This is a genomic window from Pseudomonas sp. S3E17 (assembly GCF_024168685.1).
GTDB lineage: Bacteria > Pseudomonadota > Gammaproteobacteria > Pseudomonadales > Pseudomonadaceae > Aquipseudomonas > Aquipseudomonas marginalis.
In genome coordinates this window covers 2,941,716-2,965,009 of record NZ_JALJWE010000001.1, presented here as the reverse complement: position 1 = coordinate 2,965,009, position 23,294 = coordinate 2,941,716, and the positions used below count along the sequence as shown (strand labels likewise).

Genomic DNA, 23,294 nt, shown 5'->3' with positions numbered 1-23,294 from the left:
GCGTCATAGGGAAGGTAAGCAAGATGGTACAGGTGAGAGCACACCAGCCGATCAACACCGACGGCAGTATCAATCTCGAGGCATGGCTGGATCATGCCATCAGTGTCGACCCGGCACTGGACCGTGAAGCCTTGAAAGCAGCCTGCGAGTTCGCTCGTGAGTCTGAGCAACAAGACAATGCAGCCAAGAACCTGTGGGCCGAAGGCACTTCCAGCTTTCGCACCGGGTTGGAAATCGCCGAGATCCTTGCCGATCTCAAGCTGGACCAGGACTCGCTGATCGCCGCCGTGCTCTATCGCGGCGTGCGCGAAGGGCACATCCAGTTGCCGACCGTCAGCCAGCGTTTTGGCGCGGTGGTGGCCAAGCTGATCGACGGCGTGCTGCGCATGGCCGCCATCAGCGCCAGCCTCAGCCCGCGCCAGTCCATGGTGCTGGGCACCCAGGGCCAGGTGGAAAACCTGCGCAAGATGCTGGTGGCGATGGTCGACGACGTGCGTGTCGCCCTGATCAAGCTGGCCGAGCGCACCTGCGCGATCCGTGCGGTGAAGACCGCCGACGACGAAAAGCGCAACCGCGTCGCCCGCGAAGTCTTCGACATCTATGCGCCCCTGGCCCACCGCCTGGGTATCGGCCATATCAAGTGGGAGCTGGAGGACTTGTCCTTCCGCTACCTCGAACCTGATCAATACAAACAGATCGCCACGCTGCTGCACGAGCGGCGGCTCGACCGTGAGCGCTTTATCAGCGACGTGATGGGCCAGTTGCGCGCCGAGCTGCAGGCCACCGGGGTCGATGCCGACATCAGCGGTCGCGCCAAACACATTTATTCGATCTGGCGCAAAATGCAGCGCAAGGGCCTGGCCTTCAGCCAGATCTACGACGTGCGTGCGGTGCGCGTGCTGGTGCCGGAAATGCGCGACTGCTACACCGCGCTGGGTATCGTCCATACGCTGTGGCGGCACATTCCCAAGGAGTTCGACGACTACATCGCCAACCCCAAGGAAAACGGCTATCGCTCGCTGCACACCGCGGTGATCGGCCCCGAGGGCAAGGTGCTGGAAGTGCAGATCCGCACCCACGCCATGCACGAAGAGGCAGAACTGGGCGTGTGCGCGCACTGGCGCTACAAGGGCACCGACGTCAAGGCCGGGTCCAACCAGTACGAGGAGAAAATCTCCTGGCTGCGCCAAGTGCTGGAATGGCACGAAGAACTCGGCGACATCGGCGGCCTGGCCGAACAGTTGCGCGTGGATATCGAGCCGGACCGGGTCTACATCTTTACCCCCGACGGCCATGCCATCGACTTGCCCAAGGGTGCGACGCCGCTGGACTTCGCCTACCGCGTGCACACCGAGATCGGCCATAACTGCAGAGGCGCCAAGATCAACGGGCGCATCGTACCGCTCAACTACAGCCTGCAAACCGGCGAGCAGGTCGAGATCATCACCAGCAAGCACGGCACGCCGAGCCGCGACTGGCTGAACCCGAACCTGGGCTACATCACCACGTCGCGGGCGCGGGCGAAGATCGTCCATTGGTTCAAGCTGCAGGCCCGCGACCAGAACGTCGCCGCCGGCAAGACCCTGCTCGAACGCGAGCTGGGCCGCCTGGGCCTGCCGCAGGTGGACTTCGACAAACTGGCCGAAAAGGCCAACATGAAGATTGCCGAAGACATGTTCGCCGCCCTCGGTGCCGGCGACCTGCGCCTGGCGCAACTGGTCAACCTGGCCCAGCAACTGGTCGAGCCGGAGCGCGGCAACGAACAACTGGAGCTGATCCCACGCAAGGCCACCGGCTACAAGCCCGGCAAGCGCGGCGATATCCAGATCCAGGGCGTCGGCAACCTGCTGACGCAAATCGCCGGCTGCTGCCAGCCGTTGCCGGGGGATGCCATCGTCGGCTACATCACCCAAGGCCGTGGCGTGAGCATTCACCGCCAGGACTGCGCCTCGGTGCTGCAACTGGGCGGGCGTGAGCCGGAGCGGATTATCCAGGTCAGCTGGGGCCCGGTGCCGGTGCTCACCTACCCGGTGGACATCATCATCCGTGCCTACGACCGTTCCGGCCTGCTGCGTGACGTTTCGCAAGTGCTGCTCAATGAGCGCATCAACGTGCTGGCGGTCAACACCCGCTCGAATAAAGAGGACAACACCGCGTTGATGTCCCTGACCATCGAGATTCCGGGGTTGGACGCACTGGGGCGGCTGCTGGGGCGGATTTCCCAGCTGCCGAACATCATTGAGACGCGGCGCAACCGTACCCCATGATTCGCAGAATGAATGCAGGCTAAATGTGGGAGGGGGCTTGCTCCCACACTGATCGGACACAGAAAGATGTATTCACTTGAAGACCTGCTGCACCTGATGAGCCGCCTGCGGGACCCGCAATACGGGTGCCCGTGGGACATCAAGCAAACCTACGCGACCATTGTCCCGCACACCCTGGAAGAGGCCTACGAAGTGGCCGACGCCATCGAGCGCGGCGACTTTGATCATCTGCAAGGTGAGTTGGGCGACCTGTTGTTCCAGGTGGTGTATTACAGCCAGCTGGCGCGGGAAGAGGGGCGTTTCGAATTTGCCGGGGTGATCGACAGCATCACCCGCAAACTGATTCGCCGCCATCCCCATGTGTTCCCGACCGGCGATCTGTACGCGCCGCTGGATATTCCTCGACTGAGCGAAGAGCAGGTAAAGGAACGTTGGGAGCAGATCAAGGCCGAGGAGCGTGCGGAAAAATCCGACGCGCCGGAGCAGCTGTCCCTGCTGGACGATGTGCCCACCGCCTTGCCGTCCCTGTCCCGGGCCGCCAAATTGCAGAAGCGCGCCAGCCAGGTCGGCTTCGACTGGCCATCGGCGTTGCCGGTGGTGGATAACGTGCGCGAAGAGCTGGACGAAGTGCTCGAAGCCATGGCCGACAACGACCTGGAGGCCATCGCCGATGAAGTCGGTGACCTGCTGTTCGCGGCGGTCAATCTGGCCCGCCACCTCAAGGTCGACCCGGAAACCGCGCTGCGTGGCGCCAATGCCAAGTTCGAGCGACGCTTCCGATTTATCGAACAGGCATTGCGCGATACCCACCAACCCATAGAAGATTGCACCCTCGAAGAGTTGGACGCCCTGTGGGGCGAAGCCAAACGTCAGGAAAAGAACGTGTCCAGCTGCGGTTGAGCAGTTGCCTAAGTGAGTAAGCACCATGAGCCTTTCCCTTCGCGACCAGTTGCTCAAAGCAGGTCTGGTCAACCAAAAGCAGGCCAAGCAGGTCGGCAAAGAGAAACAGAAACAGCAGCGCCTGGTCCACAAGGGCCAGATCGAGGCCGATGACACCCAGGCTCGCCTGGCTGCCGAAGCCCAGGCCGAGAAGGTCAAGCGTGACCAGGAGCTGAACCGCCAGCAGCAGGAAAAAGCCGAGGCCAAGGCCCGTACGGCCCAGGTCAAGCAACTGATCGAAACCTCGCGCCTGCCTAAGCTCACGACCGAGGACTACTACAACTTCGTGGATGACAAGAAGGTCAAGCGCCTGTCGGTCAACACCTTGATGCGCAACAAGCTGAGCAACGGCTCCCTGGCCATCGTGCATCACGGTGGCGGCTACGAGGTGATCCCCCGTGAAGCCGCGCTGAAGATCCAGGAGCGCGCCCCGGAACGTATCGTGCAGCTCAATATCCTGACCGAAAGCCAGGTGCCGGATGAGGATGATCCGTACGCGGCCTACCAGATCCCGGATGATTTGATGTGGTAAGGCTGTAGCAACGAATTGTGGTGAGCAGGCGTGCCCTGCGTTGGGCTGCGAAGTAGCCCCAGAACACACAAACCCCGCTCAAAAGGCGGGGTTTGTGTTTTACAGGCCCCCCAGCTGCGTGGGGCTGGGGGCCTACAGGATTTCGAAGTTTCAGGAGCTTTGCGTCTGGCGTTTCATCTCAAGGGCTTCGAGCTCGTTTTTATAATTATGAGCGTCGCTCTCGTTGTGAAACATGCCGACCAGCAGGTCTTGTTGGTGGACATCCCAGATGTGAATCCCATGGCCCAGCGCTTCGTGGGACATATGTTCGTCGTCGCGTTCAGTTACTTTTACAGTCATCTGCTTGCTCCAATTTCTGGTGGGTATGCGGCAAGTCGTCGCAGGTCTTTTTATACGGTTTGTTAGCTTGCTAAGTAAACCGCTTTAGAGGTTTATGACAGAAGTTTCATGTTGGGCACCATCGGGAGCAAGCTCCCTCCCACAGGGGAAAGTGTTCGCAGTTCAAATGTGGGAGGGGGCTTGTTCCCGATGACGGCAGACACTTGAACCCAAAACCCCAGACGAAAAAAAGCCCCGCATTCAGCGAGGCTCTTGTTCAGCTCATCCGCGCACTCAGTTGCCTTTGACCGCCTTGCCGTCAACGGTACCGTCTTGCAGCATGATGTTGTATTCCTTGCCGTCGGTCTCAACCTGACGCAGGGCAACCAGGATGCCGCCCTGGTCCTTGGCAAACCACATCTGGGTGATGCGCTTGCTTTGAGTCGGGTCGCGTACGCGCTCGACCTTGATTGCGTCAATGCTGCCGACCTTGGTCTGGACCTTTTCCGGGCCGATCACGCGGAAGTCGTAGGTGTCGACGTCGGTGCCTTCAACCACGTTGTAGCTCATGCTTTTCTTGCCGGCTGCCACGTCGCGCTGCAAGGCCAACTGGTAGGTCGACTTGTCGAGCATGCCGCTTTGCAGGGGCACATTGACCGGGTCTTTGTTTTCAAAGCCGGTGACTTTCTTGGTCGACGGGTCGAAGTCCAGGTTGATCTTCTTGGTCTTGCCCAGGCCGCCGCGTTCGAAGGCGTAGCTCTTCGGTTGCAGGGTGTCCTTGTCGAACAGGATAACGCTGGTTTCGGTCAGGCTGGCGATCATCATGGAAGCCTTGAAGTTCAAGGTCCAGGTGCCGTCACCGTTCTTGGTCAGGCTGCGTTCTGCCGAACCACTCATGGGCAACTGTTTCCAGTCGGCGGTGTAGCTGGCGGAGAACGGGTGTAGATCTGCCGCTTGCACGGCAGGCAAGGCGAGCAGCGCAAAAGCGAAGAGCAAGGCGCGACGCATAAAATCTCCTAGGTTCGAATCAAGTGGCCGCTGGCCGCAAGTAACTGACCGTCCAATAATGCACCCTGGTCACCAAGAATCAACCGCCCCTCGGCAAACCAGCGCACAGCCAGCGGGTAAATCCTGTGTTCCTGGGTATGCACCCGTTGCGCAAGGGTCTGCGCCGAGTCGTCAGACTCTACCGGAACCACTGCCTGTACGACCAGAGGCCCGCCATCGAGTTCCTCGGTAACGAAGTGCACGCTGCAGCCATGCTCGTTGTCACCGGCATCCAGCGCGCGCTGGTGCGTGTGCATGCCTTTGTATTTGGGCAGCAGGGAAGGGTGGATATTCAGCAGGCGCCCTTCGTAGTGCCGCACGAAACCAGCGCTGAGAATGCGCATGAAACCGGCCAGTACCACGAGTTGGGGGTTGAAGGTGTCGATCAGTTCGACCAGGGCGCTGTCGAAGGCCTCGCGGCCTTCGAAAGCCTTGTGATCCAGCGAGCGGGTTTCGATACCCGCGTCCCTGGCGCGTTGCAGGCCGTAGGCGTCGCTGCGGTTGGAGATCACCGCAGCGATGCGCACCGGGCTGTCGCCGGTGCGCGTGCTGTCGATCAGGGCCTGCAAGTTACTGCCGGTGCCGGAAAGCAGCACCACGACATCACAGGTCCGAGGCATCAGTGAGCCTTGAGGTTCTTCAGTTCAACCTGAGCCGCGCCTTCGGCAGCGGTGGCGATCTGGCCGATGACCCAAGGCTGCTCGCCGGCTTCACGCAATACGTTCAGCGCGGTTTCAACGTGTTCCTGCGCCACGCAGATCACCATGCCCACGCCGCAGTTCAGCACGCGGTGCATTTCGGTTTCATTGACGTTGCCTTTTTCCTGCAGCCAGTCGAATACCGCAGGACGCTGCCAGCTGGCCACGTCGACGATCGCCTGGGCGCCTTTTGGCAGTACGCGCGGGATGTTGTCCAGCAGGCCGCCGCCGGTGATGTGGGCCATGGCCTTGACCGCGCCGGTGTCCTTGATCAGCTTGAGCAGTGGCTTGACGTAGATGCGGGTCGGGGCCATCAGCAGGTCGGTCAGCGGCTTGCCGTCGAGCTGGATGTTCTCGATGTCGGCACCGGACACTTCGATGATCTTGCGGATCAGCGAGTAGCCGTTGGAGTGCGGGCCGGAGGATGGCAGGGCGAGCAGGGCGTCGCCGGCAGCCACTTTGGAGCCGTCGATGATCTCGGCTTTTTCCACCACGCCGACGCAGAAGCCGGCCAGGTCGTAGTCTTCGCCTTCGTACATGCCTGGCATTTCAGCGGTTTCGCCGCCGACCAGGGAGCAACCCGACAGTTCGCAGCCGGCGCCGATGCCGGTCACCACCTGGGTGGCGGTCTCGACGTTCAGCTTGCCGGTGGCATAGTAGTCGAGGAAGAACAACGGCTCGGCACCGCAGACCACCAGGTCGTTGACGCACATGGCGACCAGGTCGATGCCGATGCTGTCGTGCTTGTTCAGGTTCAGTGCCAGGCGCAGCTTGGTGCCCACACCGTCGGTGCCGGAAACCAATACAGGCTGCTTGTAGCCGGCCGGGATCTCGCAGAGGGCGCCAAAACCGCCCAGGCCGCCCATGACTTCGGGGCGCGCAGTGCGCTTGGCAACGCTCTTGATGCGTTCGACCAATGCTTCACCGGCGTCGATGTCTACACCGGCGTCCTTGTAGCTCAGGGAGGGTTGCTTGCTCATGATCCAGGCCTTTAGGGGGGATTCAGGGGTAACGACCGAGCGGGCAGGCGCTTTTGGTAAAAGGCCCAGCCGTTGACGGTCTGCGAAGGCGCGCGATTTTATCAGGCTTGAGGGGCAGCGGCCATCCTCGGGCCGACGGGCAGGGCAGATAGATTTAAAAAAGCAGGTTAAAAAAATGCTGATCGGGTCTGTTCAGGCACGTATTAAGGTATAGCCTTTAAACCGCTGTCGTTAATGACATGGCGAAAACTTACCGGGACCCCGTGAATGTTTTAGTTGTCGCTGTGGTCACAGCCTGGCTATACCGATTTCACGCGGTCTGTTCCAGCCGCTAAATTTGTCGTTCGGGAATCTTCCATGCGTCTGTGTAATGTCTTTTTTGTAGGCTGCTTGTCGTTGATCAGCCTGGCGAGTCATGCCGAAACCCTCAATGGCCTGTACCAGGTACTCGAACCCGTCAGCAGCCAATCGCCGCAAGAGCGCGACCAGGCGACCCAGCGCGCGGTGGAAACCCTGGTGATTCGCCTGACCGGCGACGCCAAGGCCGCGCAAGGCCCGGGCCTGGCGGCGATTCGCAAGGATCCGCAGCAAATCATCACTCAATACGGTTACGACGCCGGCCCGCCCGAGAGCCTGCAAGTGGACTTCGACCCGGTCAGCACTGATCGCGCCTTGCGTGATGCCGGCCTGTCGATCTGGGGCAGCAATCGGCCATCGATCCTCGGCTGGTGGCTGAACGACTCCACCGAAGGCAGCAGCCTGGTCGGCGATGGCCAGGCCGCTGCCCAGGCGCTGCGCCGTGCGGCACAGCACCGTGGCTTGCCATTGCGCCTGCCCCTGGGGGACCTGGATGAACAGGTGGTCGCCACCGCGCCGAATCTTGAAAGCGCCGATGCCACGCCGTTGCGCGCCGCGTCCGAACGCTACGGTGCCGACGCCTTGCTGGCCGTGCATGCACGCCAGGAAGGCAATCAATGGCAGGCCAAATGGCGCCTGTGGCTGGGTGACAAGAGCGAGCAGGGCACCGCGCAAGGCGCCGACACGGGCGCGCTGGCCGATGCAGTCATGCTGGCGGTCAGCCAAAAACTGGCGCCGCGCTTTGCGGTCAAGCCCGGTGTGAGTACCGAGCAACTGCTGGAAGTGCAGGGCATGAACCTGGAGCGGTACGCGGCCCTGGGGCACCTGCTTGAGCCGTTTGGCGGTCAGCCGCAATGGGTGGATGGCAATCGTATTGTGTATCGGGTCAACGGCAGCGCCGATCAGTTGCGTACCCAGTTGAGCCTGGCCAAGTTGCAGGAGGTGCCTGCCGGTGAGGCCCCGGCGCAGCAGCCTGCGGTCGATGGCACACAACCGGCAGCGGCACCTGCGCCCCAGGCGCAACTGCATTTTCGTTGGTAAAAGTTCTTCCTATATAGATAGAAGCAAATAATGGAGTGGTTTATGGCGGATACGCGTCGTTGGGTGTGGCTTGGCGGGATCGTCCTGCTGTGCGTTTTTGTGTTCCTGCTGCATTCGATCCTGACGCCGTTCCTGGTTGCGTTGCTGCTCGCCTATCTGTTCGATCCCGTGGTGGATCGCCTGGAAAAAGCCGGTCTGTCGCGGACCTTGGGCGTGGTTGCGGTGTTTGCACTGTTCACGTTGATCATCACCGCGCTGGTGCTGGTGCTGGTGCCGATGCTGGCCAAGCAACTGTTTCGTCTCTATGAGCTGGCGCCGCAGATGCTCGATTGGCTGCAGCACACGGCGATGCCATGGGCCCAGGCCAAGTTGGGCCTGTCGGATGGCTTCTGGAAGTTCGACAAGGTCAAGGCGGCGATCAGCGAGCACATGGGCCAGACCACCGATATTGTGGGGGTGATCCTCAGCCAGGCGACCGCGTCCAGCCTGGCGCTGATCGGCTGGCTGACCAACCTGGTGCTGATTCCGGTGGTGGCGTTCTACCTGCTGCGCGATTGGGACATCATGATGGCCAAGATCCGCAGCCTGCTGCCCCGCAACCGTGAAGAGCGCATCGTGGCCCTGGCCGGCGAGTGCCATGAGGTGCTTGGCGCCTTTGTGCGCGGGCAACTGCTGGTGATGCTGGCACTGGGGATCATCTACGCGGCGGGCTTGATGGCCATCGGCCTGGAGCTGGGCCTGTTGATCGGCCTGATCGCCGGCCTCGCCGCTATCGTGCCGTATATGGGCTTTGTGATCGGGATCGGTGCGGCGTTGGTGGCAGGGTTGTTCCAGTTTGGCGGCGACCTGTACCCGATGCTGGGGATTGTCGCGGTGTTCATGGTCGGCCAGGCCTTGGAAGGCATGGTGCTCACGCCGTTGCTGGTGGGGGATCGGATTGGCCTGCACCCGGTGGCGGTGATCTTTGCGATCCTGGCGGGCGGCGAGCTGTTCGGCTTTACCGGCATCCTGCTGGCACTGCCGGTGGCAGCGGTGATCATGGTGCTGGTGCGTCATGTGCACGATCTGTACAAGGATTCCGACGCTTATACGGGGGTCGAAGACCCCGACCTGTAACCGCTGCGTCATAAACCCGGCTTCGGCCGGGTTTGTTGTTTATGGGGCTATGGCGTCAAACAATCCGCTCAAAACCGGCAAGTTAACGCAAACCTTTGATTTTGCTTGTGGTCTGCTGCATTGTGCGCCCGGCGTCACGGGTATAAACTTTGCAAACTTTACACAGAGGCCACTAACGGTTCGATGGGAGCCGTTCAGTCAGCATGAAACCGATTCAGCTGCCCTTAGGTGTGCGTCTGCGTGATGACGCTACCTTTATCAATTACTACCCAGGCGCCAATGCCGCTGCACTCGGCTATGTCGAGCGGCTCTGCGAAGCCGACGCCGGGTGGACCGAAAGCCTGATCTATCTGTGGGGTAAACACGGCGTCGGGCGTACCCACCTGTTGCAGGCCGCTTGCCTGCGTTTCGAGCAGATGGGAGAGCCGGCGGTTTACTTGCCCCTGGCCGAGTTGATGGATCGCGGCATCGGCATCTTCGACAACCTTGAGCAATACGAACTGGTGTGCCTGGACGATCTGCAGGCAGTGGCCGGCAAGGCGGATTGGGAAGAGGCGCTGTTCCATCTGTTCAACCGCCTGCGTGACAGCGGCCGGCGCTTGTTGATTGCCGCCTCCACTTCGCCACGGGAGTTGCCGGTGAAGCTGGCCGACCTCAAGTCGCGCCTGACCCTGGCGCTGATCTTCCAGATGCGCCCACTCTCCGACGAAGACAAACTGCGGGCCCTGCAATTGCGCGCATCCCGTCGCGGCCTGCACCTCACCGATGAAGTCGGGCACTTTATCCTCACCCGTGGCACCCGCAGCATGAGCGCGTTGTTCGATTTGCTCGAGCAACTCGATCAGGCCTCTTTGCAGGCTCAACGAAAATTGACGATCCCTTTTCTCAAGGAAACGTTGGGCTGGTAACCGGTTGAATCTACGGGGTTCGGCAATTTACAGGCGCCAGAAATCCTGCGTTTAAGCCACGTTGGCTACGCATTTGAACCGATAAATGGAATTACGGCTTAGATGTCATAGTCCAATCGCGAAGTCACATAGATCACGATTGAATTTGCAAATCGATGTGATAGAAGGCATAGTCTCGACTTCTTTACATACCAGCCACGGTCGTGCCCATGCTAAATCGCTTCGCACCCCTCGTGCCCCTCGCACTCGTTACCCTGTTGTTTGGTTGCGCCTCCCACCCTCAACAGGTGGTTGAGCAGCAAAAACCTCAACAACAGTCCCAGGCAAAATTCGTTGCTGCACAGTCTGCTTCTGTCTATGAAGAAGAGGTCGCAACCGAAAAGGAACTGGCCGATTTCTCCGGCAACAAGCCTTACCAGCTTCCAGTCCTGGCCGACAGCATCCTCGAACGCGGCATGTCCCTGATCGGTACCCGTTACCGTTTCGGCGGTACCTCTGAAGCCGGTTTCGACTGCAGCGGTTTCATCGGCTACCTGTTTCGTGAAGAAGCTGGCATGAACCTGCCACGCTCCACTCGCGAAATGATCAACGTGAAAGCACCGTTGGTCGCGCGCAACAACCTCAAGCCCGGTGATCTGCTTTTCTTCAGTACTGCAGGCCGTGGTCGCGTAAGCCATGCCGGTATCTACCTGGGCGATAACCAGTTTATCCACTCCAGCAGCCGTCGCAGTGGCGGTGTTCGAGTCGACAGCCTGGGTGACAGCTACTGGAGCAAAACCTTCATCGAAGCCAAGCGCGCACTCGCCATGGCCCCGACTACGGTTACCGCCAGTAAGTAAACTTAAAGTGATACTTGAAGTTTGACGTGTAAGCGCTAGAATCCCTGGACATTGTTGTAATCCGTTCGCGCGAGCTTTGCTTGCGCGTTCTGGTTTTCAGCGTTCGGCAGCGATAGCCGCATCCAGACCAGGATTGTTCTGCACATGTCGACCTCAGCCCGCCTGCTCCTTATTCTCTGCGCCGCGCTTATCAGCGCCTGCGCCAGCCGCCCGCCGCCCGCTCCCGTTGCGGTCAAGCCCAAGCCGGTATTCAACTATTCCACCCAGAATTTCTCGCCTGCGGCCGAAGACGTACTCTTTCGTGCACTGGGCCTGGTCGGCACGCCTTACCGTTGGGGCGGCAACACGCCGGATTCGGGTTTTGATTGCAGTGGCCTGATCGGCTTCGTCTTCCGCGACGCCGCCGGCATCTCCCTGCCGCGCACCACCCGCGAGCTGATCGTGATGCGCGCCCAGGACGTCAGCGAGCAGAACCTGCAGACCGGCGACCTGCTGTTCTTCGCCACCGGTGGCGGCTCCCAGGTCAGCCACGCCGGCATCTATGTGGGCGAAGGCCGCTTTGTGCACGCGCCGCAGACCGGCGGTACGGTCAAGCTGGACACCTTGTCCAAGGCGTATTGGCAGAATGCCTATCTGAGCGCCAAGCGTGTGTTGCCAGCAAACCTGGCACGTAATCCCTGAACCAAATGTGGGAGGGGGCTTGCCCCCGATAGCGAAGTATCAATCACAGTATCTGTGCCTGACCCACTGCTATCGGGAGCAAGTCCCCTCCCACATTGGTTTTGTGATGCTTCTGGGGGCGTTTATTTAGCGGCCGACACCCGCCACACCTTATTCCCCACATCATCCGCCACCAGCAAATCCCCCTGCTGATCAATCACCACGCCCACCGGCCGGCCCATGGCGTTCTCATCCTTATCGAGAAACCCGGTCAGCACATCCACCGGCTGCCCTTCAGGCTGGCCTGCCTCGAACGGCACGAAGATCACCTTGTAGCCACTGTGGGGCTTGCGATTCCATGAGCCATGCTGGCCGATGAACGCGCCGTTGCTGAATGGCGCCGGGAGTTTGCTGCCCTCGGCGAACGTCAGTCCCAAAGACGCGGTGTGCGGCCCTACCGCATAGTCCGGCACGATTGCCTTGGCCACCAGGTCCAGGTTCTGCGGCGTGACGCGCACATCCACATGCTGGCCATAATAGCTGAAGGGCCAGCCATAGAACCCGCCATCCTTGACCGAGGTGATGTAGTCCGGCACCAGATCGCTGCCGATCTCGTCGCGCTCGTTTACCGCGGTCCATAGCTTGCCGCTCTGGGGTTCCCAGGCCATGCCGTTAGGGTTGCGCAGGCCGGAAGCGAAAATGCGCTGCTGGCCGCTGGCGCGATCCACTTCCCAGATAGCCGCCCGGCCCTGTTCCGCCTCAAGACCGTTCTCACCGACGTTGCTGTTGGAGCCGACGCTCACGTACAGCTTGCTGCCGTCCTTGCTGGCGATCACGTTCTTGGTCCAGTGGTGATTCAGGGGCCCGCCCGGCAGGTCGACCACCTTGGTGCCAGGTGCCTTGATCGCGGTTTCGCCCGCTTGATAGGGGAAGCGCAGCAGTTTGTCCGAATCGGCGACGTACAGGTCATTGCCGACCAGTGTCATACCGAAGGGCGAGTTGAGGTTTTCCAGGAACACCGTACGGGTCTCGGCAACGCCATCGTGATCGGCGTCGCGCAGCAGGGTAATGCGATTGGGGCTCGGCACCCCGGCGCCGGCGCGGCCCATGACCTTCTCCATGACCCAGCCGCGAATACCCTTGGAATCATCCGGTTTGGGCGGCGCATTGGTTTCTGCCACCAGCACATCGCCGTTGGGCAGCACATACAGCCAGCGCGGGTGGTCCAGGCCTTCGGCGAACGCCGCCACGTGGGTGCCGGCCGCCGCCGTTGGCTTCACGCCCTCCGGCCAGCCGATAGCCGGGGCAATGTTCACCGTGGGGATCAGGGTTTTGTTCGGCTCCGGTAGCTGCGGCGACGGCCCGGTGCCGTCGGACACCTGCAGGGTGGAGCTTTCACCGCAGGCCGCAAGGGTGCCGGCGAGCATGATGAGCAGGGCGAGTCTGGTTTTATGCATGGTGTTCTCCTTGATACCTGTAAGGGTAGAGGAGGGCGCTGGTGCGATGGTTCAAGTGCAAGGCCAGCTTTAATTGACGCTCCACCCCCAACCCACTAACCTTCGCGGCTTGTTCCAGGTGCTCTGTGACCCATGGGTCGACCGAGTGAAACAGGGAAGCCGGTGAGCGAGCGCACTTGTACACAGTGCTGCCGCGATTCCGGCGCTGCCCCCGCAACGGTAAATGAGTCAAGACGGTGCCTTTTGCCACTGTATCGCCCGCGATATGGGAAGGCGCGCCGTCGGCGTGTTCGCTCTGTCGATGAGCCAGCGCACCACTCGTGAGCCCGGAGACCGGCCTGGATCATCCAACAGCATCACGGTGGGCGATGCTTGGCTGTCTGTTTTTTCCTGCCTGCCGTTTTTGTCCAGCCCCAATGGAGAGCTGCCATGACCGATACCCCCGACCGCGACGAACGCCACCTGGCGCGCATGCTGCGCAAAAAAGCCGTGATCGACGAGCGCATCGCCAATTCCCCCAATGAGTGCGGCTTGCTGCTGGTGCTGACCGGCAACGGCAAAGGCAAGAGCAGCTCGGCATTCGGCATGCTCGCGCGCGCCATGGGCCACGGTATGCAGTGCGGTGTGGTGCAGTTCATCAAGGGGCGCAACAGCACCGGTGAGGAGTTGTTCTTCCGCCGTTTCCCCGAGCAAGTGCGTTTCCACGTGATGGGCGAAGGCTTCACCTGGGAGACCCAGGACCGCCAGCGCGATATCGCTGCCGCCGAAGCCGCCTGGGCCGTGTCCCGCGAACTGCTGCAAGACCCGCGCATCGGCCTGGTGGTGCTGGATGAGCTGAACATCGCCCTCAAGCATGGTTACCTCGACTTGGACCAGGTCCTCAGCGACCTGCAAGCGCGTCCGCCGATGCAGCACGTGGTCGTCACCGGCCGTGGCGCCAAGCCTGAACTGATCGAAATGGGCGACACCGTCACCGAAATGGGCATGCTCAAGCACGCGTTCCAGGCCGGGATCAAGGCACAGAAGGGCGTCGAACTTTGAATCAGCCCCGTCATTGCCCGGCCGTCCTGATCGCCGCACCGGCGTCCGGCCAGGGCAAAACCACCGTCACCGCCGCGCTGGCCCGTTTGCACCGCAACCTGGGGCGCAGAGTACGGGTGTTCAAATGCGGCCCGGATTTCCTGGACCCGATGATCCACGAGCGCGCCAGCGGTGCGCCGGTGTATCAATTGGACATGTGGATGGTGGGTGAGCAGGAAAGTCGCCGCCTGCTGTGGGAAGCGGCGGGTGAGGCCGACCTCATCCTGATCGAAGGCGTGATGGGCCTGTTCGATGGCACACCGTCCAGCGCCGACCTGGCGCGGCATTTCGGCGTGCCGGTGCTCGGTGTGATCGACGGCACCGCCATGGCCCAGACCTTTGGCGCCCTGGCCCTGGGCCTGGCGCGTTATCAGCCGGACCTGCCGTTTGCGGGGGTACTGGCCAACCGCGTCGGCACCCTGCGCCATGCGCAGTTGCTGGAAGGCAGCCTCACCGAAGGCTTGCGTTGGTATGGCGCCCTGTCCCGCGAAACCGGGATCGAACTGCCCAGCCGCCATTTGGGCCTGGTGCAGGCCAGCGAGCTGAATGACCTCGACGTGCGCCTGGACGCCGCCGCCCAGGCCCTGGGCAGCAGCTGCGAAGTCGCATTGCCGCCACCGGTGACCTTCGCCGCACCGGAAGTGATCGAGGCCGAGCCGTTGCTGGCCGGTGTGCGCATTGCGGTGGCCCGTGACGAAGCCTTCGCCTTCACCTATGGCGCCAGCCTCGACTTGCTGCGGGCGATGGGGGCCGAACTGACGTTTTTCTCGCCGATCCATGATCGCCAGCTGCCCGAGGCTGACAGCCTGTACTTGCCCGGCGGTTACCCGGAATTGCACCACCAGGCGCTGTCGCAAAACACGCCGATGCTTGACGCCATTCGTAACCATCATGCCGCCGGCAAACCCTTGCTCGCCGAGTGCGGCGGCATGCTCTACCTGTTGGATTCGCTTACCGATGTCGACGGCTCCCGTGCCGAGCTGGTCGGCCTGCTGCAAGGCGATGCGGTGATGCAAAAGAAACTCGCGGCCCTGGCCCTGCAAAGCGTCGAACTGCCGGAAGGCGTGCTGCGCGGGCACACGTATCACCATTCCCTGACCAGTACCGAGTGCCAGCCGATTGCCCGTGGCCTGAGCCCGAACGGTGGGCGCGGTGCCGAAGCGGTGTTCCGACAGGGGCGGATGACCGCCTCTTACGTGCACTTCTATTTCCCGTCGAATCCGACGGCGGTAGCCGCGTTGTTTGCCCCGGACCGAGCTGAAACCCCATCCACTGTGGGAGGGGGCTTGCCCCCGATAGGGCCATGACCGACAACGCTTTCCCCCAGGCCGACCGCGACGCCGTCTACCGCGCCATCGCCGAACGCCGCGACATGCGCCACTTCAGCGGCGGCAGTGTCGCGCCCGAATTGCTGCATCGCCTGCTCCAGGCCGCGCACCAGGCCCCGAGTGTCGGCCTGATGCAGCCCTGGCGGTTTATCCGCATCAGCGACCGCGCGGTGCGCAGCCGGATTCAACAGTTGGTGGAAGAAGAACGCGTGCGCACCGCAGAGGCGTTGGGCGAGCGCTCCGATGCGTTCATGAAGCTCAAGGTCGAAGGCATCCACGACTGCGCCGAAGTGCTGGTGGCGGCGTTGATGGATGATCGCGAGCGCCACATCTTCGGACGGCGCACCTTGCCGGAGATGGACCTGGCGTCGCTGTCCTGTGCGATCCAGAACCTGTGGCTGGCGGCGCGGGTCGAGGGGTTGGGCATGGGCTGGGTCTCGCTGTTCGAACCCCAGGCCCTGGCCGACCTGCTGGGCCTGCCGCCTGGCGCAAAACCCCTGGCGGTCTTGTGCCTGGGGCCGGTGACCGAGTTTTACCCGGCACCGATGTTGCAGCTCGAAGGCTGGACCGAGCCTCGGCCGTTGAGTGACATGGTGTATGAAAATGCGTGGGGAGTGAGTCAATGAGTGTGGCCTTGCTGTGTGTCGCTGCGGTGGCGCTGGATGCGCTGCTGGGCGAGCCCAGGCGCTGGCATCCGCTGGTGGCGTTCGGCAATTTTGCCGGGCGCATCGAGCAGCGTTTCAACAGCGGTGGCCGGGGCTGGCGCAGCCATGGCGTGACTGCGTGGGTTATCGCCGTGGTGCCGTTGACCCTGCTGGCCACCGCGTTGTCGTGGGCGCCGTATATCGGCTGGGTCCTGGAGATCCTCGCGTTGTACTGCGCCCTCGGCATGCGCAGCCTCGGCGAGCATGTGATCCCGGTGGCCCAGGCCCTGCGCAGCGATGACCTCGACGCGGCCCGTACAAGAGTGAGCTACCTGGTCAGCCGCCAGACCAGTGAACTGGACCGCACCGAAGTCGCCCGTGCCGCCACCGAATCGGTGCTGGAAAACGGCAGCGATGCGGTGTTTGCCGCGCTGTTCTGGTTTGTCGTCGCCGGCGTGCCGGGCGTGGTGCTCTACCGCCTGAGCAATACGCTCGACGCGATGTGGGGCTATCGCAACGAACGCTTCGAGCGTTTCGGTTGGGCCGCGGCCAAGATCGACGATGTACTCAACTATGTGCCTGCACGCCTGGTGGCCTTGACCTACGCCGTGCTGGGCAAAACCCGCCTGGCCCTCAAATGCTGGCGCACCCAGGGGCCGACCTGGGACAGCCCCAATGCCGGGCCGGTGATGGCATCCGGCGCTGGCGCGTTGGGCGTTGAGCTGGGTGGCGCCGCGATTTACCACGGCGAGGTGCACCAGCGTCCGCCCCTGGGCGAAGGCCCGGCGGCGGATGCCGATTCCATCGACCGCGGCTGGCAACTGGTGCAGCGCGGCGTATGGTTGTGGTTGCTGATTCTCTGCGTGGGGGGGCAATTTTATGCTTGAGCACGGTGGCCGGCTGCGCAAGGCGGCGATTCAGTACGGAATTGCCGAAGCCGATTGGCTGGACCTGTCCAGCGGCCTCGCGCCCTGGCCGTGGCCGATCCCGGAGATTCCGCTGCGGGCCTGGGCGCGCTTGCCGGAATCGGACGACGGCCTGGAACAGGCGGCCAGCGAGTATTACGGCGCCGCGCATGTCCTGCCGGTGCCCGGCTCCCAGGCGGCGATTCAGTTGCTGCCGCGCCTGCGCCGTGCTGGCAAGGTCGGCGTGCTGTCGCCGTGCTACGCCGAACATGCCGAGGCCTGGCGCCGCGCCGGCTACGTGGTGCGTGAAGTACAGGAGCAGGAAGTCGACTTCTTCCTCGACGTCCTCGACGTGCTGGTGGTGGTCAATCCCAATAACCCCACCGGACTGAGCCTGACCCCGCAACGCCTGCTGGACTGGCACACAAAGCTGGCCCAGCGCGGCGGCTGGCTGGTGGTGGACGAAGCGTTCATGGATGTTACCCCGCAGTTGAGCCTGGCGAGCCAGGCCCATCAGGTCGGCCTGATTGTGCTGCGTTCGTTCGGCAAGTTTTTCGGCCTGGCCGGTGTGCGCCTGGGCTTTGTACTGGCCGAACGCAGGCTGCTTAAGCTTTTGGCCGAACAGGTCGGGCCGTGGGCTGTCAGCGGGCCGACGCGGGTACTGGGCCAAGTGTGCCTGCGCGATACCGCCGGTCATGCACGGCAGCGGGCACGCTGCATCGAGGCCGGCCAGCGCTTGTTTGAACTGCTCGAACGCCGTGGCTTTCAACCCCAGGGCGGCTGCGCGTTGTTCCAGTGGTTGATCACCCCGCACGCCGAGCGCATGCACGAATTCATGGCCCAGCGCGGCATCTTGCTGCGCCTGTTTGTGCACAACAGCAGTGTGCGGTTTGGCCTGCCCGACACCGAGGCCGACTGGCTGCGCCTTGACGAAGCGCTGGCGGCCTACAAGGACGCCTTATGACGACGCTGATGGTGCAAGGCACTACCTCCGATGCCGGCAAAAGTACCCTGGTGACCGCGTTGTGCCGCTGGCTGGTACGCCAGGGCATCGCCGTGGTGCCGTTCAAACCGCAGAACATGGCGCTCAACAGCGCCGTGACAGCCGAAGGCGGCGAGATCGGCCGTGCCCAGGCGGTGCAGGCCCAGGCTGCCAACCTGGCGCCCCACACCGACATGAACCCGGTGCTGCTCAAGCCCAACAGCGACACCGGCTCCCAGGTGATCATCCATGGCCGTGCGGTCACCAGCATGAATGCCGTGGCGTATCACGATTACAAAGCCATCGCGATGCAGGCGGTGCTGGCCTCCCACGCGCGGTTGAGCGAAACCTACCCGGTGGTGATGGTGGAGGGTGCAGGCTCCCCGGCGGAGATCAACCTGCGCGCCAATGACATCGCCAACATGGGCTTCGCCGAGGCCGTCGACTGCCCGGTGCTGCTGATTGCCGACATCAATCGCGGCGGAGTGTTCGCCCATCTGGTCGGCACTCTGGAATTGCTCTCTCCCAGCGAACAGGCACGGGTCAAGGGCTTCATCATCAACCGCTTTCGCGGCGACATCGCACTGCTGCAACCCGGCCTGGATTGGTTGCAGGCACGCACCGGCAAACCGGTGGTGGGCGTATTGCCCTACGTGATGGACCTGCACCTGGAAGCCGAGGACGGCATCGACCGGCGCCAAACCGATAAGGCAGCGCAGGTGCTCAAGGTGGTGGTGCCGGTTTTGCCGCGCATCAGTAACCATACGGATTTCGATCCGCTGCGCCTGCATCCCCAAGTGGACTTGCAGTTCATCGGGCCGGGCCAGCCGATTCCGGCCGCCGACCTGGTCATCCTGCCGGGCTCGAAAAGCGTGCGCAGCGACCTCGCGTACCTGCGTGCCCATGGCTGGGACACCGCCGTGGCGCGGCACTTGCGCTACGGCGGCAAGGTGCTGGGGATTTGCGGCGGCTTGCAGATGCTCGGTGAGCAGGTGCACGACCCGTTGGGCCTGGAAGGGCCAGCCGGTTCCAGCGACGGCCTGGGGCTGCTGGCGTTCAGTACCACCCTGGAGGCCGAGAAACAGTTGCGTAATGTCCGCGGGCGCTTGTTGCTGGAGGACGCCGAGGTCAGTGGCTATGAGATCCATGCCGGCGTGACGTGCGGCGCGGCCCTGGCGAACGCCGCCGTGGTGCTGGAGGACGGTCGCCGTGACGGCGCGCAAAGTGCTGATGGGCAGATTCTTGGCACGTATTTGCATGGCGTGTTCGAGACCCCGGCGGCCTGCAGTGCGTTGCTGCGTTGGGCCGGGTTGCAGGATGTGCAGGCGGTGGATTATCACGCCCTGCGCGAGCGCGATATCGAGCGCCTGGCGGATCTGGTGGAGAACCATTTGGATACCGATTTGTTGCGCAAACTGTGTGGGGTTTAATCGTGTACACACGGTTCAAATGTGGGAGGGGCGGCGCGACGATTCGACTTGCCCCCGATAGCGGTGTATCAGGTGCTGAATTGTTCAGGTATACCGAGTACATATCCATTCCTGCGGTAACGGCCACGTATGGTTCCGCTCTTACAGCGGCTCACTTTTGGAAAGGCCCAAAAGTAAGCAAAAGGCCTTCGCCCCACCACTCGGCACCTCGCTTGGGCTCGGTGTGCCCTCACTCCGGCTTGAATCCGTGGGCCGCCGCAATGGGCCATCCCTGGCCCAGTGCGGCTAACCCGGCGTCCTGCCGGGTTACCCACGGATTCAAGCCTGCGTTCGGCCAGCGTGGTTTACGGGGCGACCTCAGATCAAAAGCCAGATCAAAAACGACTCGCTGCGCATCGTGGATGGGTGGGTGGGCAGGGGGTATCTCATGCTTCAACTGATTTTAGGCGGCGCCCGCTCCGGCAAAAGCCGCCTCGCTGAAAAACTCGCCGGCGACAGCGCTTTGCCCGTCATCTATATCGCCACCAGCCAGCCGCTTGACGGCGAGATGAATGCCCGTGTTGCCTTGCATCGCGAGCGTCGCCCTGATCACTGGGGTTTGATCGAAGAACCTGTCGAGCTGGCGCGTGTGCTACGCGAAAACGCCGCGCCCGGTCGTTGCCTGCTGGTGGATTGCCTGACCCTTTGGCTGACCAATCTGCTGATGCTCGAAGACGCAGAGCGCCTGGCGTTTGAGCGCGATCAATTGCTGGAAACCCTGGCCGTGCTGCCGGGTGAAATTATTTTTGTCAGCAACGAGACCGGTCTGGGTGTCGTACCGCTGGGCGAATTGACTCGCCGCTATGTGGATGAAGCCGGTTGGCTGCATCAAGCCTTGGCCGAGCGCTGTCAGCGTGTTGTCCTGACGGTTGCCGGCCTGCCCCTGACGTTGAAAGGTACTGCGTTATGACTGATACCTGGTGGCTCAACCCTTGTAAGGCCATTGACGCCTCGGCGTACGAACAAGCCCTGGCACGCCAGCAGCAATTGACCAAGCCGGCCGGTTCCCTGGGCCAGCTGGAAGCGCTGGCGGTGCAATTGGCCGGCTTGCAGGGCCAGGTCAAGCCGTCGGTGGACCGGCTGTGGATCGCCATCTTTGCCGGTGACCACGGCGTGGTTGCCGAGGGTGTATCGGCGTTTCCCCAGGAAGTGACCGGGCAGATGCTGCATAACTTTGTCACCGGTGGCGCGGCCATCAGTGTATTGGCGCGGCAACTGGATGCGCAGTTGGAAGTGGTCGACCTCGGTACGGTGACCCCTTCGCTGAACCTGCCCGGCGTCCGTCACCTGAATATCGGCGCGGGCACCGCCAATTTCGTCAAGGGCCCGGCAATGACCGGCGCCCAGGGCCGATTGGCATTGCAGGCGGGTCGCGACAGTGTGCTGCGCGCCCGTGAAAGCGGTGCGCAGTTGTTTGTCGGCGGCGAGATGGGCATCGGCAACACCACCGCCGCCAGTGCGCTGGCCTGCGCCTTGCTCGATTGCCAGGTGACCGACCTCACAGGCCCGGGCACCGGGTTGAGTGCCCAGGGCGTCAGCCACAAGGTGGCGGTGATCGAGCGCGCGCTGGCGGTGCATGCGGCGCAGCGTGGGGATGCGCTGCACACTCTGTTTAATCTCGGTGGCTTTGAAATCGCTGCCTTGGTGGGCGCTTATCTGGCCTGCGCCCAGGAAGGCATCGTGGTGCTGGTGGATGGGTTTATCTGCACCGTCGCGGCGCTGGTCGCCACGCGCTTGAACCCGGCGTGCCGCGACTGGCTGCTGTTCGGCCACCGCGGCGCCGAGCCTGGCCATCGCCATGTCTTGCAGAGCCTCGATGCACAACCGTTTCTGGAACTCGGCCTGCGCCTGGGCGAGGGCAGTGGCGCGGCGTTGGCGGTGCCATTGCTGCGCCTGGCCTGTGCGCTGCACGGGCAGATGGCGACGTTTGCCGAAGCGGCCGTGGCAGACCGTCCGGCATGACTTTGCACCTGGACCTGTTGCGCCATGGCGAAACCGAACTGGGTGGCGGCCTGCGCGGCAGCCTGGACGATGCATTGACCGCCAAAGGCTGGGAACAGATGCGCGCCGCCGTGGCGGCACAGGGGCCCTGGGATCGGCTGATCAGCTCGCCGCTGCAACGCTGCGCGCGGTTCGCGGATGAACTGGGCGCGCGGCTGAATGTGCCGGTGAGCCTGGAAAAGGACCTGCAGGAACTGCACTTCGGTGCCTGGGAAGGGCAGAGTGCGGCAGCGCTGATGGAGACCGACGCCGAAGGCCTGGGCCGGTTCTGGGCCGATCCCTATAGCTTCACGCCGCCCCAGGGCGAACCGGTCAGCGCGTTTTCCCAGCGGGTTTTGGGCGCCGTCCTGCGCCTGCATAAGGCGTATGCCGGTGAGCGTGTGCTGTTGATCAGTCATGGCGGGGTAATGCGTTTGCTGTTGGCCCAGGCTCGGGGGCTGCCCCGTGAGCAGTTGCTGAATGTGGAAGTCGCTCATGGTGGGTTGTTCAACCTGCAGGTCGGCGCCGATGGCGTGTTGAAGGAAGGAATCTAAGCATGCTGCCGTTCTGGATCGCCGTGCAGTTCCTGAGCAGTTTGCCGATTCGCCTGCCGGGTATGCCGCAGCCGCAGGAACTGGGGCGCTCGTTGCTGTTTTATCCCGTGGTCGGGTTGCTGTTCGGCGTGCTGCTGTGGGGCCTCAATACGCTGTTGACCGGATCACCGCTGTTGTTGCACGCCGCGCTGCTGCTGACGGCCTGGGTATTGCTCAGTGGCGGCTTGCACCTCGACGGCCTGGCGGACAGCGCCGATGCCTGGCTGGGTGGCTTCGGCGACCGCGAGCGCACCCTCAGTATCATGAAAGACCCGCGCAGCGGGCCGATTGCCGTGGTCACCCTGGGCCTGGTGTTGCTGCTCAAGTTCACCGCACTGGTGGCTTTGATCGAACAGCACAACGGTGTGGCGTTGATTCTCGCGCCGTTGATCGGGCGCGCGTCGATGCTCGGGTTGTTTCTCACCACCCGTTATGTGCGAGCGGGTGGGTTGGGCCAGGCGTTGTCGGATCATTTACCGCGCGTCGTCGGGCAACAGGTGCTGATCCTCAGTGGCCTGGCCTGCATCCTGATCGGTGGTTTCAGCGGTGGGCTCGCCGTGCTGCTCGCGGCCGTGTGTTTTATCGGCCTGCGCCAGCTGATGGTCAATCGCCTCGGCGGCACCACCGGCGACACCGCTGGCGCGCTGCTGGAGCTGCTGGAAGTGGCTGTTCTGGTCGGTCTGGCGTTGTAACACTTTCTTGCATTTCCTTAATCGCGGGTATATACACGTTCCATGCTTGCCTCCCAATGTTTATGCACCAACCTGCGACGTGCCGCCCGTGGCGTCAGCAGGCACTACGACGGCGCCCTCGACGGCTTCGGGATCAACGTCGCCCAGTATTCCTTGCTGTGCAACCTGCAGCGCCTCGATCAACCGAGCATTTCCAGCCTGGCCGACGCCATGGGCCTGGATCGCAGCACCTTGGGGCGCAACCTGCGGGTGTTGGAAGGTGAGGGCCTGGTGCGGATGGTGGAGGGGGATGACCTGCGCAACCGTTTGGTGCTGTTGACCGCCGCCGGTGAAGAGCGCCTGGCCGCTGCGTTACCCGCCTGGGAGGCAGCGCAACAGAAATTGATCGATCAACTCGGCGCGGAAAAACGCGAAACCCTGTTGGCCTTGCTGGATGAACTCGCCTGAACGCGGGTTTGTTCG

Annotated in this window: 24 protein-coding genes and 1 riboswitch; of the genes, 19 read left to right on the top strand and 5 right to left on the bottom strand. The window is 62.6% G+C overall.

The genetic code is table 11. The annotated features are described in order from the left end of the window. Nucleotides 1-23 precede the first annotated feature (23 nt). From relA to J3D60_RS13030, 3 genes are all read left to right on the top strand, one after another. Nucleotides 24-2,267 carry a GTP diphosphokinase gene (gene relA, locus J3D60_RS13040; RefSeq protein WP_027603791.1) on the top strand — a complete coding sequence of 748 codons (2,244 nt, stop codon included), beginning with the start codon at nucleotides 24-26 and terminating at the stop codon, nucleotides 2,265-2,267. Nucleotides 2,268-2,333: 66 nt separating this feature from the next. Beyond that, on the top strand, nucleotides 2,334-3,167 hold the full coding sequence (mazG, locus tag J3D60_RS13035; protein WP_253491663.1) for a nucleoside triphosphate pyrophosphohydrolase: 834 nt from the start codon (nucleotides 2,334-2,336) through the stop codon (nucleotides 3,165-3,167). A gap of 25 nt (nucleotides 3,168-3,192) precedes the next feature. Then, nucleotides 3,193-3,738, top strand: coding sequence for a DUF2058 domain-containing protein (locus J3D60_RS13030; RefSeq protein ID WP_010208656.1), 546 nt, complete (start codon nucleotides 3,193-3,195; stop codon nucleotides 3,736-3,738). 150 nt (nucleotides 3,739-3,888) lie between these two features. On the opposite strand, the gene J3D60_RS13025 is transcribed toward J3D60_RS13030, so the two are convergent. The 4 genes from J3D60_RS13025 to purM all read right to left on the bottom strand — a co-directional run bounded on the left by J3D60_RS13025 (nucleotide 3,889) and on the right by purM (nucleotide 6,781). Beyond that, nucleotides 3,889-4,077 (bottom strand): hypothetical protein, encoded by a 189-nt coding sequence (locus J3D60_RS13025; protein ID WP_065940603.1) that lies wholly within the window; start codon nucleotides 4,075-4,077, stop codon nucleotides 3,889-3,891. 273 nt (nucleotides 4,078-4,350) lie between these two features. After that, a complete protein-coding gene (locus J3D60_RS13020) occupies nucleotides 4,351-5,064 on the bottom strand; it encodes a DUF3108 domain-containing protein (protein ID WP_253491661.1) in 714 nt (237 codons plus the stop codon). Between the two features lie 8 nt (nucleotides 5,065-5,072). Continuing rightward, a complete protein-coding gene (gene purN / locus J3D60_RS13015) occupies nucleotides 5,073-5,723 on the bottom strand; it encodes a phosphoribosylglycinamide formyltransferase (protein ID WP_253491659.1) in 651 nt (216 codons plus the stop codon). Next, on the bottom strand, nucleotides 5,723-6,781 hold the full coding sequence (purM, locus tag J3D60_RS13010) for a phosphoribosylformylglycinamidine cyclo-ligase (protein WP_014719398.1): 1,059 nt from the start codon (nucleotides 6,779-6,781) through the stop codon (nucleotides 5,723-5,725). Before purM ends, purN begins: the two co-directional genes overlap by 1 nt. Before the next feature lie 357 nt (nucleotides 6,782-7,138). Here purM and J3D60_RS13005 point away from each other — a divergent pair, with 357 nt between their 5' ends. From J3D60_RS13005 to J3D60_RS12985, 5 genes are all read left to right on the top strand, one after another. Continuing rightward, on the top strand, nucleotides 7,139-8,179 hold the full coding sequence (locus tag J3D60_RS13005; RefSeq protein ID WP_065940600.1) for a DUF2066 domain-containing protein: 1,041 nt from the start codon (nucleotides 7,139-7,141) through the stop codon (nucleotides 8,177-8,179). A gap of 42 nt (nucleotides 8,180-8,221) precedes the next feature. Continuing rightward, nucleotides 8,222-9,295, top strand: coding sequence for an AI-2E family transporter (locus J3D60_RS13000; protein ID WP_065940599.1), 1,074 nt, complete (start codon nucleotides 8,222-8,224; stop codon nucleotides 9,293-9,295). Between the two features lie 203 nt (nucleotides 9,296-9,498). Continuing rightward, nucleotides 9,499-10,203: a DnaA regulatory inactivator Hda gene (gene hda / locus J3D60_RS12995; RefSeq protein WP_027603798.1), complete on the top strand. Its 705-nt coding sequence runs from the start codon at nucleotides 9,499-9,501 to the stop codon at nucleotides 10,201-10,203. A 209-nt stretch (nucleotides 10,204-10,412) separates the two neighbouring features. Beyond that, on the top strand, nucleotides 10,413-11,042 hold the full coding sequence (locus J3D60_RS12990) for a C40 family peptidase (protein ID WP_027603799.1): 630 nt from the start codon (nucleotides 10,413-10,415) through the stop codon (nucleotides 11,040-11,042). A 144-nt stretch (nucleotides 11,043-11,186) separates the two neighbouring features. Further along, complete coding sequence (locus J3D60_RS12985; RefSeq protein ID WP_027603800.1) at nucleotides 11,187-11,723, top strand: C40 family peptidase; 537 nt, start codon at nucleotides 11,187-11,189, stop codon at nucleotides 11,721-11,723. 122 nt (nucleotides 11,724-11,845) lie between these two features. Here the strand turns inward: J3D60_RS12985 and J3D60_RS12980 are convergent, their stop codons facing one another. Further along, nucleotides 11,846-13,159: a sorbosone dehydrogenase family protein gene (locus J3D60_RS12980; RefSeq protein WP_253491657.1), complete on the bottom strand. Its 1,314-nt coding sequence runs from the start codon at nucleotides 13,157-13,159 to the stop codon at nucleotides 11,846-11,848. A 99-nt stretch (nucleotides 13,160-13,258) separates the two neighbouring features. Next, nucleotides 13,259-13,516, top strand: a riboswitch (cobalamin riboswitch). A gap of 72 nt (nucleotides 13,517-13,588) precedes the next feature. On the opposite strand from J3D60_RS12980, the gene cobO reads away from it, so the two are divergent. From cobO to J3D60_RS12925, 11 genes are all read left to right on the top strand, one after another. Beyond that, the gene (cobO, locus tag J3D60_RS12975) at nucleotides 13,589-14,200 is read left to right on the top strand and encodes a cob(I)yrinic acid a,c-diamide adenosyltransferase (RefSeq protein WP_065924919.1); all 612 of its coding nucleotides are present in this window, start codon (nucleotides 13,589-13,591) and stop codon (nucleotides 14,198-14,200) included. Then, nucleotides 14,197-15,546, top strand: a complete 1,350-nt coding sequence (locus J3D60_RS12970) for a cobyrinate a,c-diamide synthase (protein ID WP_253491656.1) — start codon at nucleotides 14,197-14,199, stop codon at nucleotides 15,544-15,546. The genes cobO and J3D60_RS12970 overlap by 4 nt, the downstream gene beginning before the upstream one ends. Further along, complete coding sequence (gene bluB / locus J3D60_RS12965; protein WP_253491654.1) at nucleotides 15,543-16,193, top strand: 5,6-dimethylbenzimidazole synthase; 651 nt, start codon at nucleotides 15,543-15,545, stop codon at nucleotides 16,191-16,193. The genes J3D60_RS12970 and bluB overlap by 4 nt, the downstream gene beginning before the upstream one ends. Then, a complete protein-coding gene (gene cbiB, locus J3D60_RS12960; protein ID WP_065924922.1) occupies nucleotides 16,190-17,098 on the top strand; it encodes an adenosylcobinamide-phosphate synthase CbiB in 909 nt (302 codons plus the stop codon). Before bluB ends, cbiB begins: the two co-directional genes overlap by 4 nt. Continuing rightward, the gene (gene cobD / locus J3D60_RS12955; protein WP_253491652.1) at nucleotides 17,091-18,080 is read left to right on the top strand and encodes a threonine-phosphate decarboxylase CobD; all 990 of its coding nucleotides are present in this window, start codon (nucleotides 17,091-17,093) and stop codon (nucleotides 18,078-18,080) included. Before cbiB ends, cobD begins: the two co-directional genes overlap by 8 nt. Beyond that, a complete protein-coding gene (locus tag J3D60_RS12950) occupies nucleotides 18,077-19,528 on the top strand; it encodes a cobyric acid synthase (RefSeq protein WP_253491650.1) in 1,452 nt (483 codons plus the stop codon). The genes cobD and J3D60_RS12950 overlap by 4 nt, the downstream gene beginning before the upstream one ends. A gap of 427 nt (nucleotides 19,529-19,955) precedes the next feature. Beyond that, a complete protein-coding gene (gene cobU, locus J3D60_RS12945; protein WP_253491649.1) occupies nucleotides 19,956-20,477 on the top strand; it encodes a bifunctional adenosylcobinamide kinase/adenosylcobinamide-phosphate guanylyltransferase in 522 nt (173 codons plus the stop codon). Beyond that, nucleotides 20,474-21,529, top strand: a complete 1,056-nt coding sequence (cobT, locus tag J3D60_RS12940) for a nicotinate-nucleotide--dimethylbenzimidazole phosphoribosyltransferase (RefSeq protein WP_253491648.1) — start codon at nucleotides 20,474-20,476, stop codon at nucleotides 21,527-21,529. Before cobU ends, cobT begins: the two co-directional genes overlap by 4 nt. After that, a complete protein-coding gene (gene cobC / locus J3D60_RS12935; protein WP_253491647.1) occupies nucleotides 21,526-22,101 on the top strand; it encodes an alpha-ribazole phosphatase family protein in 576 nt (191 codons plus the stop codon). Before cobT ends, cobC begins: the two co-directional genes overlap by 4 nt. Nucleotides 22,102-22,103: 2 nt before the next feature. Beyond that, nucleotides 22,104-22,832, top strand: coding sequence for an adenosylcobinamide-GDP ribazoletransferase (locus tag J3D60_RS12930; RefSeq protein ID WP_253491646.1), 729 nt, complete (start codon nucleotides 22,104-22,106; stop codon nucleotides 22,830-22,832). A 42-nt stretch (nucleotides 22,833-22,874) separates the two neighbouring features. Then, nucleotides 22,875-23,279, top strand: coding sequence for a MarR family winged helix-turn-helix transcriptional regulator (locus J3D60_RS12925; protein ID WP_027603812.1), 405 nt, complete (start codon nucleotides 22,875-22,877; stop codon nucleotides 23,277-23,279). Nucleotides 23,280-23,294: the final 15 nt, after the last annotated feature.